This window comes from Accumulibacter sp. (assembly GCF_016789985.1).
Taxonomy (GTDB): domain Bacteria; phylum Pseudomonadota; class Gammaproteobacteria; order Burkholderiales; family Rhodocyclaceae; genus Accumulibacter.
In genome coordinates, this window is record NZ_JAEUOL010000207.1 from 1 (window position 1) to 17,191 (window position 17,191).

Genomic DNA, 17,191 nt, shown 5'->3' on the forward strand with positions numbered 1-17,191 from the left:
CTTGATCGATGCCACCATTGTCCGGGCCCATCAGCATGCCGCTGGCGCACCCAAAAAAACGGTAGCGATCAGGCGATCGGCCGCTCGCGTGGTGGGCTGACCACCAAGGTCCATGCTTGTGTGATGCTCTTGGCAATCCGATTCGTATCATCCTGACCGCAGGCCAGGTAGCCGACCTCACCCAAGGGGTAGCCTTGGTCAAAGATTTTCCGGCTCAAGCGGTCATTGCAGACAAGGGCTATGAACCAGATGTGGGGCACCGACGGCATTCGCATCCAGACCGTCGAGGAAGGCGGGGTGTGGCTGTTCTCGGCGGTCGATCACTTCGATGCCTGCTGCGTCGGCATCCACCCCGTGAAGGTCGGCAACCGCTTCGCGGCCATGCAGCCGATTGTCCAAGGGCTTCCGGCCGAATTGGGCGCCACCGGCGCCCATGCCGGCAAGGGACTCAAACTGCGGAGGGATCACGGCACGCAAGACATCGCCAATGACTTCCTGAAGCAGATCGAGTTCCGGGCATCGACAAGAGCTTTGCCTTCGTGGCTGAACCGCAGACCAACGGCGTGGTCGAGCGCTTCAACCGGACGCTGAAGGAACCGGCCATCCACGGCCACAGCTTCCGCAACGTCGAAGAGGTCCGGGCCGTCGTCTCCGCGTTCAAGGATCGCTACAATCGCCATTGGCGTCTCGAAAAACGGGGCTTCATGTCACCCCGTGAAGCCCGGCAGTCTTCTGCCATCCGGAAGGCCGCATGAGCTGCAATTCAGTGTCCAATCAACTGCGGGCGGTACAACGCCAACGGCCGTCGTTTGCCAGAGATTCCACTCGCCGACGCGATTCGAACGCCAGGTCTCGTCGATGTTCGCGCGCCCCGATTCGTAGGCATTGCCCCACGGGTATTCGCGACCGTCCCGGCCGCGCGCCGCGCGTTCCCACTCCTCTTCGCTCGGTAGGCGAAGCTCGTCGCCGAGCTGCGCACTGAGCGAGCGGCAGAAGGCCACTGCCTCGTACCAGTTCACGTTCGTTCGCGGCCGGTTGGCTTGCGGCCAGCGCGCGGCCTCCGGCGCGGGTCGCTCGAGGTCCGTCCACCAGCGCTCGTCGCGATAGCCGCCGGCGTCGATGAAGGTCTGGTACTGGCGATTGGTGATCGGGTGGCGTGCCATCCGGAAAGTCGGCAGCGAGCGCAGCTCGCCTTGCTGATAGATGAACTCGCCGCCGGGGATGTCGACCCAGTCGATGTCGGGTAGCAGGATCGTCCGGTTGGCTTGCGTCGTCGGTACGACGGTCGTTGCCAAGCCGGTCGTCGTGTGCACGGTCGACGATGCGTCGGGAGATGGCGGCACCTGTTCAGGGGGCTCATCGCGGGTTGCCTCGCTCTGCTCAGGCGGCGGGCGGCATCGCCAGGCGGGCCCTGTTTTCGAGATCCCTCTTGCGCTGCGCCACTCGCCGCATGTGGCTGGCCTGGTTCTTCGTGCACACCAGCGTATAGGGGCGACCGCGGCGGTCGGTTTGCAGGTCCAGGTCGCAGTCATGCTTGCGAATCGAGGTCTCGACATGGCTGCGGTGCGTTTCGGCGGCCTTGAATGTCCAGACCTTGCGCATCGGGTCGGCAAGGAAGGCCGAGAGTTCGGCACAATCGCGACACCGGCAGGTGATCCGGCTCGCGCGGGTGAAATCCGCCGACGGCACCAGCGGCTCGGCGATACGCTGGTCGAGATGGTCGAGGCAGGCGGCGATGAGGCGCCGGGTTGGTGCCCAGTCGCGCGCCTCGCCGCCCGGTTCGGCCAGCCGCAGTGCGGCGGGAACGAGGATGTCGTCGACAGCGAAGGTGTCTGGCCAGGCGAGCAGGAGGTCGACGGCGCGCTCGCCGAGCGGCAGGGCGGCCAGATGCCGCAGTGCGGTCAGCAGATCGACGGCCAGCTCCGGCGTCAAGGCGAACGGTCGTGGCCAGGCTTCCGGCGGGCGCGGCAGCGCCGGGTCGCCCGGCAAGGCAGCAAGCAGCGCCGTCGCTGCCGGCTTCAGCAGCGCTTCGCAGCGACTGGCGGTCGGACCTGCCGAAAATCGCGCGGCGATCCGTTCGAGCAGTTCGGCGCAGGCGCTCGGCTGGTTGGGTGCGTTCCTGGCGATGATGGGCTCGATCAGTTCGGTCGCCTGCCCGGGCGGCAGCAGCGAAGCGGCGTCGGCCAGCGCCTCGTTGTCGCCGCTGTCGTAATGGCCTCTGGCGGTCAACCGGGCCAGCGACAAGGCAAGGTTTTGGCTGTCCTGCAAGCGGTTCAGGCTGGCCAGCAGTCCTGCCGACTTTCCCTTGCTGCTGGTCGACGGCCAGCCGGGGATGGGCCAGTTGGCATCGTCGTCGATGACCAGACGGGCGAGGCGGTGTGCCTGTTGCCACTCGACCGACGCCTGACCGTCGCCACTCTCGGCCCAGTGCCGGGCCAGTCCGGCCAGGTAGGGCAGGAACACTTCGCTGCCCGCTGCGGCGATGACCTCGAGTTTGCCGGCCGATGGCCACAGGACGAAGGCGGCGCGATGATAGCTGCGCTCGAAGCTGGCGCCGGCGTTACCTGTGGCTTCGAAGAACTGCTGGTCATCGGGTTTTTCGTCGTCGAGCGCATCGGGTGGGCACAGTTCCTCGTCGCTGAACGGCAGGTCGGCGAGTTCCGGCCGGTCGCCGTCAGGCGTCTGCCATTCGGATAGCGTCAGCGAGCGCTCGAAAATCTCGCCGACCTCGAAGTCCTCGTCTTCAAGTTCCGAATAGCGGCCGTGCCGCGACGACGAACCCGAATAACAGTACTCGGCGCTACCGCTCTCTTCGATGGCCAGGCGGGCCAGGTGAAGTTCGCAATTGGCGCGCCGGGCGGTGGCAACGAGCACCAACGCCACGGCTGCGTCAGCGTTTTTCAGCGTGGCGAAGCCGATTTCCGCCGGGGTATAGGCATGTTCCAGCGGATAGACCAGCTTTTCCGGGCAGTCGCCTCGCGTGCCCCTCTGCGTTGCGGCCAGGTCCGCGGCCCAGCGGCTGAGCAGGTCGCTCACCCGGTCTTCTTCGGTGTCGTAGGCGGGTGGTTCGGGCGGTTTCCCCGGATCTTGCCGGATCAGGTTGTAGATCAGCACCAAGCGGTAACCCGAGCTGATCGGCCGCACTTCGTGCCAGCAGTCGGCGTAGAAAGCGGCGAAGGCGACTTCCGAAGCGTCCTCGCAGGCGAGGTCGAGGCAGACCTCGCGGTCGCGGTGACGAATGAGCAGCTCGCCGCCGGTGTGCAGCGACGGCAGGACGATGACCAGCGTGGCGAACATTCCCGGCGCCTTCTCCGTATCGCGATGCCTGACGAAAAAGCTGCCGGTATCGTAGATCAGCATCTTGTAGAGTTCGGCCGCGACGGGCTCCAGCACGCCCAGCCCAGTGGCGCTCCGGGCAACGATCGTCGCCAGGCTCTTGGCCCAATGGCGGCCGCCGATGTGCACGCGATCCGCGCCGATCTGCCAGGTCCGCCGGACATTGCGGTCGATGAGGGTGTCGGCACCGCGGCCGTACGGCGCGGCTTCGGCAGTGGCGACCAGTTGCTCAGCCTGCGCCGGCAGGAGCGGCAGTGCAACCGGCCCGACGCCCGTCACTTCGAGCTGTGGCGTGAAAATGTCGAGTCTGCCGGCGGCATGGAAATCGCCGGGGCGGCGGACGCCCTGGAGGATGCTGGCAAGATCCTGCGTGATGGCTGACATCGGCTTCGGCCTCATGCGAGTGGAGATGGCGGAACGGGGGCTTGCAGGAGCGGTTCGGTCTGCCGCTTGAGTGCGCAATGATAAGACAAGCAAAGTCGGTCGGCAGCCCGGGGCGTTCCGCTGCAAGCTTCCGGGGCGAGTCGTCATGCGGTGCAATCCGGAGCGGTTCCGCCTGATGCCCGCTGTTCGATCGGTGCCTTCTCGGGAGGTGTTCCGCCCAACAATAACCCGTTCGGCGTTTGCAAACTTTGAATCTACCTCCGCCAACGGCCTTGCTTCGGCTTGCCTTTTGGCCACAACCTGTACGAAAATACAGCATCACTGGCAGGAGGTCTGGCTCATGGTTGCACCACTCACGACGCGGCAGCGGGAAATACTCGACTTCATCCGCAGCACCCTGGAGAATCTCGGCGCGCCACCGACACGGGCCGAGATTGCCAGTGCCTTTGGCTTTGCTTCGCACAATGCCGCCGAAGAGCACCTCAAGGCACTCGCCCGAAAAGGCATCATTGTTCTGGAGCCGGGTTCGGCACGCGGCATCCGGCTCGTCGAACAACTCGGCCTGCCGCTGATCGGCAGTGTTGCAGCCGGTAGCCCGCTGCTCGCGGTGGAAAACGTACAGCGCCGTTATTCGCTCGATGCCAGCCTGTTCCGGCCACGCGCCGATTTCCTCTTGCGTGTGCGCGGTCTGTCGATGATCAACGCCGGTATCATGGATGGTGACCTGCTTGCCGTGCACCGCAGCAGCGAAGCGCGCAACGGCCAGATCGTCGTGGCCAGGCTCGATGAGGAGGTGACGGTCAAACGCTTCCGGCAGCGTGACGGCGTGATCGAACTGATTGCCGAGAATCCCGATTTCGCTCCGATCATCGTCGATACCAAGCACCGGGCTTTGGCCATCGAAGGCATTGCTGTCGGACTGATTCGCAGCAGCGAGACGATCTGAACATCACTCTGACGAAAAACCGGCCCTCACCTCGGCATCAACAAATCCGGCTTGGGTTTCCGTCGGTCTTCCCTGCGCAGCTTGAACAACCTTCCGGGTGTGTGAGCACTCGTCCGTCTCGCCCGGAGCTTGAAGCGCAGGCCGCATCGCGTCGATGGCAGGCAATAACGCGGGGGCAACCCCCGGGATGCCGGGATTCATGAAAATGCACCCCTTGCATGACCTGTCGTGGGAGTTTTCCCTCGTCTCGCGGACAAGTCCCGCAGGCTGCTAGACTTCGTCTGCGCCGACCGCGAGCGAATCGCCCGTGGCGCGGGCGGGCAGCGCAGCGCAAACAGGCGGAGTGAGGCCAGGAGGGCAGGCAGATGTGGTTTCTCGGGGCGGTTCTGGGGGCAATCCTTGCCGCACAGGTGCATGCCGGCCTGTGGGTCATTGGTGCGCTGCTTGGTGCAATCCTTGGCTGGTCGCTGGGCAGCCGCACGCAGCACCGGGCGGCTGAGCGCGACCGCCTGCTCGAGCAACGCCTGCAAGGGCTGGAGGCGAGGCTGGGTCGGCTGGAGCAGCGCTCGGCGGCGTCGGGTCAACAGATGGAGCAGGGCAGCCTGGCGCTGCCTCTGTCCCTGGTCCCGGCCGCAAGGCGGGCGCCCGCCGCCGAACAGGCGAGCGAACCCCCGGCGGCGCCGCTGGCTGCAGCGAGCACACGGAGTGCGGCAGCAGCAATCGATGACTTTGCTCCCCGGCAACCTGGGTCGACGCTGGCAATGAAGCAAGGCGACCGGTCGCTCGCCGATGCCTCACCGCCCGGGCACGCCGCACCGCCGATCGCCCTCGAAAGGCGAGCATCAGCGCTCGGGGAGTGGCTGACCGACGGCAACCTGATGGTCCGTGCCGGGGTGGTCATCCTGTTCTTCGGCGTCGCTTTTCTGCTCAAGTACGGCTACCAGCACTTTCAGGTGCCGATCGAGTTGCGCCTGACGGCGGTGGCGCTTGCTGCACTGGTGCTGCTGGTCATCGGCTGGCGGCTGCGGCAGCGCCGGGGAAGTTACGCACTGGCCTTGCAGGGCGGCGGTATCGGTCTGCTCTACCTGACCATTTTCGGCGCCCTGCGCCTGTTCGGGCTGCTTCCCGCCGGCCCCGCCTTTGCCCTGCTGTTCGCAGTGGCAGCGCTGTCGGCGGTGCTGGCAATCCTGCAGGACGCCCTGGTGCTGGCGGTGCTCGGAGCAGCGGGCGGTTTCCTGGCGCCGATCCTCGCCTCGACCGGCGAGGGCAGCCATGTCACGCTGTTCGGCTTCTATGCCGTGCTCGACATCGGCATCCTGGCGATCGCCTGGTTCAAGGCCTGGCGGCTGCTCAATCTGATCGGATTCGCCTTCACCTTCGGTATCGCGACGGTGTGGGGCGTGCTGCGCTACCAGCCGGAGCACTACGCTTCAAGCGAGCCTTTCCTGGTGCTCTTCTTCCTGATCCATGCGCTGCTTCCGGTCTTTCTTGCCCGGCGCGTTGCTGGTCCGGCCGAGCGTCACCTCGACACCACGCTGGTCTTCGGCCTACCCTTGATCGCCTTCGCCCTGCAGCTTGGCCTGGTGCGCGAGTTCACTCATGGCGCGGCCTGGAGTTCGCTCGCGCTGGGCGCCTTCTACCTGCTGCTGGCACGCACGCTGTGGTCGCGCCGTGCAGAGGAGCAACGCCTCCTGGTGGAAGCGTATCTTGCCCTCGGGGCCGGCTTCACGACGCTCGCCATTCCACTCGCTTTCGACGGGCGCTGGACCTCGGCGGCATGGTCGATCGAGGGCGCCGCACTAATCTGGGTCGGGCTGCGTCAACAGCGCCTGCCGGCGCGCCTGTTCGGCATCCTGTTGCAATTGCTGGCCGCTGCCTTCTACCTCGATGATCTGCATCGCCCGGCCGGTGAGTGGCCGTTGCTCAACAGCGTTTACCTGGGGGCCTTGCTGCTCGCCGGAACCGGGCTGTTCTGTGCCTGGATGCTGCAGCGGGCACGACAGCAATTGCTTCCGGCAGAGAACTGGCTGGCGGCTGTGCTGCTCGCCTGGGGCGTTGTCTGGTGGGTCCTCGGCGGTCTGCATGAAATCGACCGTTACGTGCCCCATGCCCTGCAGCCCGACGCAGCACTGCTTTTCTTCACTGTTTCCTGTCTGCTGTTCGCTTGGCTCGAACGACGACTTTCCTGGCCGGCAGCGCGTTATCCGGCACTGGCGCTGCTGCCGCTGATGTGCCTGCTGGCCCTGGCCGCCCCCGGCCACGCGGCGCACCCTTTCGCCAACCTCGGTTACCTGGCCTGGCCGGCCGCCTTTGCCGCTCATCTGTTCCTGTTGTTCCGACATCAGACCGGCGCCGCTTGGGCGCTCGACTGGCTGCATGCAGCCGGGCTGTGCCTGCTGGCGGCTCTCGGCGCCCGGGAGCTGGCCTGGGCGATCGACCGCTGGGTGGACGGGCGTGCCGCCTGGCCGCTGATCGGCTGGGCGCTGTTGCCCGGGGCGCTGCTTGCCCTGCTGGCCATGCGCGGGGAGCGCCTGCACTGGCCGGTGGCGGCGCATCTCAGGGCCTATCTGCTGCTCGGCGGGACGCCGCTGGCGCTTTTCCTCGCTGCCTGGTTCCTGGCCGGCAATGTGTTGTCGGATGGCGATCCCTGGCCACTGCCCTACCTGCCGGTGCTCAATCCGCTTGATCTGACGCAGGCCGGTGCGCTGCTTGTGGTAGGCACCTGGTTTGTCGAAGCGCGCCGCCTGCGGCTGGCACCGCTTGCCGCAATGCCGCTGGCTGTCGCCTCGAGTCTGGCCGGGACGGGCGCCTTCCTGTGGGCCAATGCCGTTCTGTTGCGCGCGCTGCACCACTGGGCGGGCGTGCCGCTGCAGGCGGCGCCGCTGTTGCGTTCGGAACTGGTGCAGGCCGCACTGTCGCTGTTCTGGACCCTGCTCGTGCTGGCCGCGATGGTGCTCGCCACCCGCCGCGCCTGGCGCCCGCTTTGGCTGACCGGAGCGGCCCTGCTGGTGGCAGTCGTCGGCAAGCTGTTGCTGGTCGATCTGTCGAATGCCGGGACCATCGAGCGCATCGTGTCGTTTCTCGGTGTCGGTCTGCTGATGCTGGTGATCGGCTATCTGGCACCGCTTCCCCCGAAAGAGGAGACTGCGCCATGAGATGGCTTTTCGCCGGCTTTTGCTTCCTGCTGAGCGCGGCGTTGCAGGCCGAAGCGCCGGACGATTTCGCCTTCGCCCTGACGCTTGAGCCCGCCGGGCCGGAAGCGCTGCTCAGGGTCGACCTGCCGCCGGCTGTCTTCGAGGGTGTCGTGCGTCCGGACCTGGGTGACCTGCGGGTCTTCAATGCGGCCGGTGAGGTGGTGCCGCACGCCTGGCTGCCGCAACCGAAAGCAGGCAGCGAGCCGCTGCCGCCAGTTCGGCTACCTTTCTTTCCGCTGCGCGGCGACCCGACGGCCGGGGTCGATGGGGTACAGGTGCGCATCGAACGCGTCGGCGGCCGGGCGGTGGTGACCATGAAAGGGAATGAGGCGCCGGCTGCGCACGCCACGCTGCTCGGCTATCTGATTGATGCCAGTGGCTTCGACCACTCCTGGCGCGCGCTGCTGTTCGAGTTGCCGCCGACTTCCGACGATGTGGTGACCCGTATCCGGGTCGAAGCGAGTGACGATCTGCGGCAATGGACAACCCTGGTATCGGAGGCCCCGGTGTTGCGACTGACGACCGGCGGACAGCGACTCGAGCTACGGCGCGTCGAGTTCCCGCCCCGCCGGGCAAGGTACTGGCGTCTGACCTGGCCAAACGCACCTGCCCTCGATCTTGTCGGTCTGGCGAGCGAACCGGGTGCGGCGGTGGTCGAGGCGCCTCGCCAATGGAAGCGGGTGACCGGCAACGCACTGCCGGATCAGCCGGGGCAATACGAGTTCGACCTCGGCGGGCAGTTTCCGGTGGACCGCCTGCGACTGCTCCTGCCACATCCCAACACCGTTGCCTCGGTCGAACTCCTGTCGCGTGCCCGTGACAGGGATCCCTGGCTGCGACGTTCGCTGAACGTGGTGTACCGGTTCAGCGGGGCTGGCCAGGAGGTGGTCAGTCCCGATTTGCAGATCGCAGCGAGCAGCGAGCGCTACTGGCTTTTGCGCGTCGACCGGCGCGGTGGCGGTCTGGGTGGCGGCGCCCCCGAGCTGGAGGCCGGCTGGCTGACGCAAGGCCTGGTCTTTGCCGCACGCGGGCTGGCGCCGTTCCAGCTCGCCTACGGCAGCCGCAGCGCCCGGCCGGCCGCCTACCCGATCACCACACTGCTACCAGGCCATCATGTCGAAGGGGATGACCGAGCCGGCCTGACGGGCCCCTTGTCGATCGGCCGGGCCAGTGCCGGTACGGAGCGCACCCTGGCCGGCGCGCGTGCGACGCGCGAGGCTATCGACTGGCAGCGCTGGGCCCTCTGGGCGAGCCTGCTGGCGGGAGTCGCCTTGCTCGGCGGGATGGCCTGGCGGCTGAGCCGACAGCTTGCGCCGCCGTCCGATGGCGGGAAAGGAGGCTGAGCGCATGGTGGAATGGGCTGCGCACCGTTCATCGTGCGTCGGTCCGTTGGCTGCGCAGGACCACCGTGTCCGCCCGGCCTGCGTCGGGATCGCAGCCGCTATTGCCGATTTGACCGGAGCCGCCTGGGGCATCTACACTCCGGGTGATGGCTTCCATGCTGCATTGAGTCATCCTTCGCCGGTCCTTGACCGGCCGTTCGGGTGCGGTGTATCGGATCTGCGTGCGTGTCAGCATCGGCGATGCCTGCCTGCCGCGCGACAACTGGAGGGATCATGATGAGACGAAACGCAATCGTGGCGCTGCTTGGCGTGTTTGCCGCAACCCCGCTGTCCGCCGCGCTTGCCCAGGACCAGCCCGTTGCACCGGCCGCCGTGGTTCGCGAAGGGAAGGATGAGCGCGCACTCAAGCTGTTGAAAAGCATGAGTGACCGGCTGGGCAAGGCGCGCATCCTGAGCTTCAGGGTACGCAGTCTGGTGCCCATGAATGCGCCAAGCGGACAGTATCTCAGTTTCTTTGGCCAGTCGCGGGTGGTCATGCAACGGCCGGACCGCTTGTTCGTCGAAACACGCGGTGACCTGATGCCGAACGATCTCTACTTCGACGGCAAGACGGTGACGGCTGTCCGCCTGGGCGGGAAGTTCTATTCCCGGCAGGATGTCCCGGGTGGCACCATCGATGCGCTCATCGACAAGCAATACCCCGGCTCGGATACCCTTGCGCCTTTCGTAGACACCCTGCTCGCCGATTCCTATGGTCGCCTGACCAGCGATCTCGAGAGCGCACTGCTGGTCGGACAGTCGATGGTTGGCGGAGCCAGGACCGATCACCTGGCGTTTACCAGCAAGGGAATCGATTGGGAGATCTGGATCGGCGTGCAGGACAGCCTGCCACGCCGATTGATCGCCTCCTATCGGAGCGGCGAGCGGCAGCCGACCTTCACGGTCGAGTTTTCGGACTGGAAGCTCGACACCGCCGTACCGGCAGGCACATTCAAGGCCCCCATCGCGAAGGATGCCGTGGAACTCGACTTCAAGCTGCAAGGCCTTTCCGAATCCAGATGAGCGGCGAGAGGAGACAGGTGATGAATGCAATGCAAAAGACACTGATTTTGGGTGTTGTCGTGGTGGCGACTGTCCTGCTTCCCCTGAATGACGCAAATGCCTGGGTTGCCGCGGGCAGGGGCTGGGGCGGGCGAGGTTTCGTCGCCGCCGGCCCGGGCTATCATGGTGCTTACTACCACGGCAGCGCTTACTATCACGGTGGTTGCTACGGCTGCGGCGCGGCGGTGGGCGCGGCCGCCGGTCTGGCGGTGGGGGCGATGGCGGGGGCAGCAATCGCCAGCGCTGCGCAACCCGCCGTCGTGGTGCAGCAACCAGTTTACGCAGTCCAGCAACCGGTCTATGCGGTTCAGGGCAACCTGCCGCTCGGCACCCAGGTGGCGACCCTGCCGCCCGGCTCACGCAGCATGCGGGTGAACGGCGTCAACTATTATCAGAACGGCCCTACCTGGTACAAGCCGTACTTCGGCTCGAGTGGCGTGTATTACGAGGTGGTGCCGGCACCCTGATGCGCTTTCCCGGTTCCGGCCGGGCAGGTGCGAAGGTTTCGTTCTCGTTCTGCTGGCGGATCTCGCGCGGTCGTGCGCGAGGCGCGTCAACCGCAATCAGGCAAGGGCATCGGGCCGAACCCCAGCGCATCATGCAGCTTCAGACCATTGCGCAGGTCGCCAAGCAGCCGTGCCTGACTCTGCGGGCTGGCGCGCGAACGGGTGAGCTGCAGGTGCCCATCGACCTGCGAGACACGCAGCGCGAAGTCGAAGCGATCGGCGTGGGCACAGAGTTCGAGGTCACGCAGCGGCAGGTTGGCGTTGTCATTGGTCTGGAAGCGACGGCCGAAATCGGACCCGTGCACGCGCGCCGCGAAGCATGCGGGGTCCGGTCGTTCACCGTGCAGCAGGGCATCGAGGTAGTCGGCGCAGGCGATGTCCTCGTCGCCGTCGCGGTCCACCCACTCGCCGGTGATGACGAAACAGACTTCTTCCGGTTGTAGTTCGAGCAGCGCCATCGCCGTCGCGCGGCCGACCACCAGGCTGCCAGCGAACAGTGCGCGCGCATGGCGAAAGCGGGTCAGCCCACGGACGCCGGCCGCGGTGGTCTGGATCAAGGGCCGGCCGGCCAGCCGAACCCCCTGCAGTTCCGCCGGCGAATTGCCGAAGTCAAAGCCCGGAATCGGGTCGCCGCCGCCGACCGCGCCGGTCGTCACCGCATTCGGCAAGCGTTGCTGCAGGCGGAAGGCACCGGCGATCGTCTCAACCGGATAGATGCTGCCGGCACCCGCGGCGAAGGCGAAGGCAGCAGTGCTGAAGGAGCGCAGGACATCGATCACCACCACTGCGTCGGTGGGTTCGTGCGTCGCATCCAGGCGGTTCAGGAAAAGGCGGCGAGTGCGCATGACGGCTTGCAAGTCCTTGTGTCGTTGGCGATTTGTCGGCAGGTGGCGCAGTATCACCGATCTCCCGGCAGCGGTCAAACAGAGCTCGAGCGGATTGTCGGGCGCAACGTGTACCATTCGAGCAAGCCGGCGAGCAAGCTGGCGCTTGACCACCGTCCGGGAAATCGACACACTTCTGACGGGGCGGTGCTTGATTGACGGTCGATAACCAGGAGGAGCAATGATGAGCAGACGTTCGACAGCAAAATGGGCCAGGCTGTGGTTTCCTCTCGCCACTGTTCTGGCCGTAAGCCTTGCCGTGCCAAGCGCGCACGCACTGGTGTCCGGAGTACGGGACGGCGCCTGTGCCAACGGCGAAGGCTATTGGGACTATTACGGCGGGACCCTCACCGGCGACCCGCAGAACCCCTTTGCGCCATTCCGCGTGGTGATTCCCAAGCCGGGAGCAAAAGGCGGCTGGAACGGCAGGTTGCTGGCCTATGCGCGTGGCACCGGTTCGACAATCAAGGTCGGCCAGGACGGCAAACCTCTTGCCGTGGACGGCACGCCACTGGTCGACCCGACGACACAGTCCCCTCTGCTCGGTTTCACGCCATTGAGCAACGGTCTGCCCGAGATCACCGGGGCTGGTCTGGTGCTCTCCGGCAATGCGGAAGCGCTGGAAGAACAACTGGTCTGCGAACGCAAGTACGCTGCTGTCGCCTCGGATTACAAGCCCGACGTGGACTTCCTGGCGAATGGCAAGCTCGGTTGGGCGGTCGAGGATGGCGTGCGCGATATCGGTCTGGCCATTCTGCAGGCGCGGCGACTCCTGCTCACCAAGCAAGGGCACTGGCCGCAGCGGACCATCCTGATGGCTCGCTCGCAGGGTAGTCTGATCGCGCTGCGCTATGCCGAGGAACGCTCGCCGCTGATCGATGGGGTGGTCTCCGTGTGTACCGTCGGCGCCGGCGCGTCGCGTAGCTGGGACAGTGCGGTGGACGTTGCCCTGGCGATCGACGTCGCCTTCGGCGGGGCAGGCGGCACTGGCGGCTGGCCGTGGGGCGACCCGGACGGCAACCTCGGCAAGGTGAAGCCGGGAGTCGTTTTCGCGACCGACGTTGTGGCGACCGTCGAAGCGTGGTTCCCGCCGAACGATCCCCAGACCGGTGGCGAGTCCTTCGCTCGCCTGGAGTTCGTGCGCCTGGTAACCGGGCTGCCACTCGAGGGCTTCTATCCCTTCCCGGTGCCCAATCCTGCGACGGGGGGGATGGCGCCCGGTTATCCGGACTTCAACTGGCTGGCCAGCGCGCTGCTTTTCTCCACCGAGGTCAAGGCAGATATCGAGGGCCGGGCGGGCGGGGCCGTGGGTCAGAACAAGGACCACGCTTACCATCTGACCAAGGAGCAGCGCCGTTACCTCAAGCAGATCGGCTTGCCGTCGGAGGTGATCGACAACTGGCTGCTGGCGATGAACGCGCGCCGCAACGTCGAGGGTAGCGAGGCGGGCCGGACTTACACCGCCAGGTACCGTGACCCGACCTTTGCCGCTTCAGCGCTGCCGCACCCCATTCTGTCGGTGCACACCACCACCGATGGACTGGTCCTGCCTTCGCAGGAGACCGAGCTGCGCGACACTCTGGAGGATAAGAAGGGGGTCGGGGTGGTGCATCAGAAGCAACTGCTGCGCCAGACTTTCGTCGACTCCAACGGTCACTGCACGCTGACCGAGGCGGAGGTCGCTGTGGCCATCGCGGCCATGGAGAAGCGCTTGAACGACGGTTACTGGCCTGGCGCGGGTTTCTTCCCCAACAATCCCGCCAGCAAGCTGCGTTTCAGGAACGGCTTCAACCCGGGGCAGTATCCGCAGCCCGGCAAGCATAAATCGCAGCCGTAACAACAGTCGGCCGCCGTCCTTCGCCTGTAATGCGCCGTCTGCACGGCGCATTGCTTTTTCAGACCGGGTGTCGAAGTTCGTTCTCTGTCCACCAGCGCAACTGCGACACCTCGCCGCTTTCCTGCAGGATGTTCTCGACCGCCGTCGCCAGTCGTTCCATGATGGGCGCGTTGTCCAGTTTTCTGAACCACTTGCGGACGAACGGCCTGGCCGGCTCGAGGAAACAGAGGAAGCCGTTTTCGTGCTTTTCATAGCTTCCGCAGCCGACCCACAGCGGATAGTCCGGATTCTCCAGCGCCACCTTGATGCCCCAGTTTTCGATGGTCACCGCCTGCACCGGGAAACCGTGCGCCGGCAGTTGCTGCGCCAGGAACTCGGCCAGGCGAACGCCGTAGCGCCCCGGGCTGTGCTCCTCTTCGGCGGGGTAGGGCGGAAAAGCGGCAGACACGAACTCAAGCTGGGCACGCATGGACAACTCCTCGTTTCTTGATGCGGGGCGGCAGAGCCATTCCGGCGGTGATACTGGCGCTGGCCAGGTTGGCCGACCAGGCCGGCTGTGCGCCGCGCGTCGAGCAGACTGGCGGCCACCAGCGGGAGGCGGATCTTGAGCCTGTTTGCGTTGCTTGTCACTACATTGGGTTTCAACAACCGCAAACCGGACGCCGTTCCTGCGCCGGCGCTCGATCAGCGCATTGCTCGTCGTCTGCGCTGGCGCCGGGTGGCCAGCTTGTCCGGATTGCGACCCGCCAATCATGCCCGGCCAGGTGTTCGGCGGTCAACTGACCGGCGAAGCCAACCGGGAAGTCATCGGCTGGTCGTTGACGCTCCGGATGACGGTGGACATCACGATCGATGCGCTGGTGATGGCGTGCTTCCGCAGGAAGCCCGCACCCGGGCTGATCCATCACTCCGAGCGGGAAAGCCCGTATGTTGGCCGCGCGACGGAAGGAATGCGGCATGACCTGCTCGATGAGCCGGAAGGGGAAGCGCTGGGAAAACAAGCGAAGTGCCGTTTCGCGAGCCGTCAGGCGAGAGGGCGAAGCCCGGCACAACGCACCGACCGAGCGCTTCTTCAACAGCTACGAGAACGAGCGGGTACATGGCACACGCCACGAAACGAGAGCCGAAGCGGTTGCAGACGCATTCGACTCCATCGAGCCGTTCTACAACCGCAGGTGCAGGCATTCGACGCCGGGTTATCCCTCACCACAGGATTTCCTGGCGAACCGGATCAGGAATCAGCATGAAGACGAGCTGGCGGCATGATGCGATCGGATTGGAAGACGAAAAGCCGGGGGCTCCCTCGATCATCCTTCTGCCTGCCAAAGTAGCGTCATCTTACGTCACCCTTGGAAGACGAAATTCCGGGCGAACCTCACTGGGCGGCTTCCACCAGGCGGCGGGCGCGTACGCCCTTGGCGAGCATCTCCAGTACCGTCAGTGAGTCCTCCCAGCCCAGGCAGGCGTCGGTAATACTCTTGCCGTATTCGAGCGGCTGGCCCGGCACGAGGTCCTGGCGGCCTTCCACGAGGTTCGATTCCAGCATCACGCCGATGATGCGGTCGTCGCCGGCGGCGAGCTGTTCGGCCGTGTTGCGGGTCACCTCGATCTGCTGCTTGAAGCGCTTGTTGCTGTTGGCGTGCGAGGCATCGATCATCAGGCGGGCGGCGAGGCCGGCCGCGGCGATCTCCTTGCAGGCGGCGTCGACCTGCACCGCGTCATAGTTCGGCTCCCTGCCGCCGCGCAGGATCACGTGACAGTCCTCGTTGCCACTGGTCGAAACGATTGCCGAGTGGCCGGCCTTGGTCACCGAAAGAAAATGATGTGGCGACTGGGCGGCGCGGATGGCGTCGATCGCGATGCGGATGTTACCGTCGGTCCCGTTCTTGAATCCGACCGGGCATGACAGGCCGGAAGCCAGCTCCCGATGCACCTGCGACTCCGTGGTACGTGCTCCGATCGCCCCCCAGGCAATCAGGTCGGCGGTGTACTGGGGCGTGATCGTATCGAGGAACTCGGTCGCGCAGGGCAGTTCCATGTCATTGATCTCGAGCAGCAAGCCGCGCGCCAGGCGCAATCCCTCGTTGATCCGGAAGCTGTTGTCTAGGCGCGGGTCGTTGATCAGGCCCTTCCAGCCGACCGTGGTACGCGGCTTTTCGAAGTATACGCGCATGACGATCAGCAGGTCCTGCGCGAAACGCGGCACTTCCGCCTGCAGCCGCCGCGCGTACTCGATCGCCGAATCCACATCGTGAATCGAGCAGGGGCCGACCACCACCAGCAGGCGGTTATCGGCACCGTGCAGGATGCGATGGATGCTCTGGCGCGTGTTGTAGGTTGTCAGCGCAGCGCGCACACCAACCGGGAACTCGCGGAAGACGTGGGCCGGCGGAACCAGTTCCTTGATTTCCCTGATGCGGACATCGTCGGTATTGGGCTTGCTCTGCAAGGTCATCGTGCATTTCTCCTGACGTACGGGCCGTTCCGGGCAAAGGGTCGATTCTAATGGAAAGGCGGCCGGGATTGTGCGCTGCAGTATGACTGACACGGTCGATTCGGCGAAGAGAAGTTGGCCAGGGAAGGGGAAGGTGGCCCGCCTGCTCGACCGGAAAGGCGTGCTTGTAGACGCGCTCGGCAATCAACGCGTCGAAGACGTCGGCCGCCGCCATCAGGCGCGCCGGGATCGGAATCGCGTCGCCCCGCAGGCCGTCCGGATAGCCCGAACCATCCCATCGCTCGTGATGAGAACGGGTGATCTCCTTCGCCATGCGCAGGAATTCGATCGTCGGGTGGTCGGTGTCCTGTTCCGCCTGCTGGATCGCCTGATAGCCGAGGTGGCTGTGCGCTTTCATGATTTCCCGTTCCTGCGCGGTCAGCCTGCCGGGTTTGAGCAGGATTTCGTCGCGGATTCCCACCTTGCCGATGTCGTGCAGCGGAGCGGATTTGTCGAGCACCTCGATGTTCCGTGGTGTCAGAAAGTCGGCGAAACGCGGATGCGAGCGGATTTCCTCCGCCAGGGTGCAAATGTCGCGCTGTGTTCGACGCAGGTGGCCGCCAGTTTCCGGGTCCCGGACCTCGGCCAGCCGCCGTGTGATCTCCGACTCCAGGCTGCGATCCTGGTCGCGCAGCAGTTCGCGAGCGGCGGCGATCACCGGCCTGATCGGCCGCGGAATGTAGTCGGCGGCCCCCAGTTGCAGGCAACGCGCTTCATCGACGCCGCCATCGAGCAGCACCTCCTGGCGTTGATTGGGCGGAGATTGCCATTATCATCGCTCGCTGTGTGCAGACAACGAAGGCGTCGCCTCGAACGGACCCCCTGCCAACTGCCGCTCAGCAGAACGCGAGCGGCCGGGTGTCCGTCGTGGGGTCGGGCTACGAGTTTCGGCTACTGACGGTGCGGGCGGTAATCGTCGGGTCGCTGGTGAGCCGGGCAATCGCGATTGGCGCACCGCCGCCGGAGTTCCGCCGGGTGGTGCAGCAGGCTGGAACGACTCGGCGTCGAGCACCCGGGGATGATCACAAAATCCTCGCCGCAGTTGTCAATCCAAAGCACAGATGTCCGCTTTCCTGCCAAGCAGACATGTCCGGTCGGCGCTTCAGGGCAGAGCGTAATTCCGCTCTGCCATGACGCGGGCGGCGGCCGGGGAGAAAGGCAGGCGC

Annotated in this window: 13 protein-coding genes and 3 pseudogenes; 10 read left to right on the forward strand and 6 right to left on the reverse strand. The window is 65.7% G+C overall.

What is annotated here, in order from left to right; genetic code table 11:
* From JNK99_RS12130 to JNK99_RS12140, 3 genes and pseudogenes are all read left to right on the forward strand, one after another.
* A pseudogene (locus JNK99_RS12130) lies at nt 1-251 on the forward strand (transposase); the annotation flags it as partial.
* Complete coding sequence (locus tag JNK99_RS12135) at nt 250-591, forward strand: hypothetical protein (protein ID WP_291853430.1); 342 nt, start codon at nt 250-252, stop codon at nt 589-591. The pseudogene JNK99_RS12130 and the gene JNK99_RS12135, both read left to right, overlap by 2 nt.
* The gene (locus JNK99_RS12140) at nt 564-755 is read left to right on the forward strand and encodes an integrase core domain-containing protein (RefSeq protein WP_366518761.1); all 192 of its coding nucleotides are present in this window, start codon (nt 564-566) and stop codon (nt 753-755) included. The genes JNK99_RS12135 and JNK99_RS12140 overlap by 28 nt, the downstream gene beginning before the upstream one ends.
* On the opposite strand, the gene JNK99_RS12145 is transcribed toward JNK99_RS12140, so the two are convergent.
* Nucleotides 708-1,295 (reverse strand): SUMF1/EgtB/PvdO family nonheme iron enzyme, encoded by a 588-nt coding sequence (locus JNK99_RS12145; RefSeq protein ID WP_291853427.1) that lies wholly within the window; start codon nt 1,293-1,295, stop codon nt 708-710. The two genes, JNK99_RS12140 and JNK99_RS12145, sit on opposite strands and share 48 nt — an antisense overlap.
* Before the next feature lie 85 nt (nt 1,296-1,380).
* The gene (locus tag JNK99_RS12150) at nt 1,381-3,720 is read right to left on the reverse strand and encodes a 2OG-Fe(II) oxygenase (RefSeq protein ID WP_291853396.1); all 2,340 of its coding nucleotides are present in this window, start codon (nt 3,718-3,720) and stop codon (nt 1,381-1,383) included.
* A gap of 340 nt (nt 3,721-4,060) precedes the next feature.
* Here JNK99_RS12150 and lexA point away from each other — a divergent pair, with 340 nt between their 5' ends.
* The 5 genes from lexA to JNK99_RS12175 all read left to right on the forward strand — a co-directional run bounded on the left by lexA (nt 4,061) and on the right by JNK99_RS12175 (nt 10,771).
* Nucleotides 4,061-4,666: a transcriptional repressor LexA gene (gene lexA / locus JNK99_RS12155; RefSeq protein ID WP_291853399.1), complete on the forward strand. Its 606-nt coding sequence runs from the start codon at nt 4,061-4,063 to the stop codon at nt 4,664-4,666.
* Between the two features lie 365 nt (nt 4,667-5,031).
* Nucleotides 5,032-7,821 carry a DUF2339 domain-containing protein gene (locus JNK99_RS12160; RefSeq protein ID WP_291853402.1) on the forward strand — a complete coding sequence of 930 codons (2,790 nt, stop codon included), beginning with the start codon at nt 5,032-5,034 and terminating at the stop codon, nt 7,819-7,821.
* A complete protein-coding gene (locus JNK99_RS12165) occupies nt 7,818-9,203 on the forward strand; it encodes a DUF3999 domain-containing protein (RefSeq protein WP_291853406.1) in 1,386 nt (461 codons plus the stop codon). The genes JNK99_RS12160 and JNK99_RS12165 overlap by 4 nt, the downstream gene beginning before the upstream one ends.
* 273 nt (nt 9,204-9,476) lie before the next feature.
* Nucleotides 9,477-10,265 (forward strand): DUF2092 domain-containing protein, encoded by a 789-nt coding sequence (locus JNK99_RS12170; RefSeq protein WP_291853409.1) that lies wholly within the window; start codon nt 9,477-9,479, stop codon nt 10,263-10,265.
* A 20-nt stretch (nt 10,266-10,285) separates the two neighbouring features.
* Nucleotides 10,286-10,771: a DUF6515 family protein gene (locus tag JNK99_RS12175; RefSeq protein ID WP_291853412.1), complete on the forward strand. Its 486-nt coding sequence runs from the start codon at nt 10,286-10,288 to the stop codon at nt 10,769-10,771.
* 86 nt (nt 10,772-10,857) lie between these two features.
* On the opposite strand, the gene JNK99_RS12180 is transcribed toward JNK99_RS12175, so the two are convergent.
* On the reverse strand, nt 10,858-11,655 hold the full coding sequence (locus tag JNK99_RS12180) for a 2-phosphosulfolactate phosphatase (protein WP_291853416.1): 798 nt from the start codon (nt 11,653-11,655) through the stop codon (nt 10,858-10,860).
* A gap of 220 nt (nt 11,656-11,875) precedes the next feature.
* On the opposite strand from JNK99_RS12180, the gene JNK99_RS12185 reads away from it, so the two are divergent.
* Nucleotides 11,876-13,531 carry a hypothetical protein gene (locus JNK99_RS12185; protein ID WP_291853418.1) on the forward strand — a complete coding sequence of 552 codons (1,656 nt, stop codon included), beginning with the start codon at nt 11,876-11,878 and terminating at the stop codon, nt 13,529-13,531.
* A gap of 58 nt (nt 13,532-13,589) precedes the next feature.
* On the opposite strand, the gene JNK99_RS12190 is transcribed toward JNK99_RS12185, so the two are convergent.
* Nucleotides 13,590-14,000: a hypothetical protein gene (locus JNK99_RS12190; RefSeq protein ID WP_291853422.1), complete on the reverse strand. Its 411-nt coding sequence runs from the start codon at nt 13,998-14,000 to the stop codon at nt 13,590-13,592.
* Between the two features lie 325 nt (nt 14,001-14,325).
* On the opposite strand from JNK99_RS12190, the pseudogene JNK99_RS12195 reads away from it, so the two are divergent.
* Nucleotides 14,326-14,797, forward strand: a pseudogene (locus JNK99_RS12195) (hypothetical protein); the annotation flags it as partial.
* Nucleotides 14,798-14,906: 109 nt separating this feature from the next.
* Here the strand turns inward: JNK99_RS12195 and aroG are convergent.
* A complete protein-coding gene (gene aroG / locus JNK99_RS12200; protein WP_291853426.1) occupies nt 14,907-15,986 on the reverse strand; it encodes a 3-deoxy-7-phosphoheptulonate synthase AroG in 1,080 nt (359 codons plus the stop codon).
* Nucleotides 15,987-16,125: 139 nt separating this feature from the next.
* Nucleotides 16,126-16,728, reverse strand: a pseudogene (locus JNK99_RS12205) (HD domain-containing phosphohydrolase); the annotation flags it as partial.
* Between the last annotated feature and the right edge of the window lie 463 nt (nt 16,729-17,191).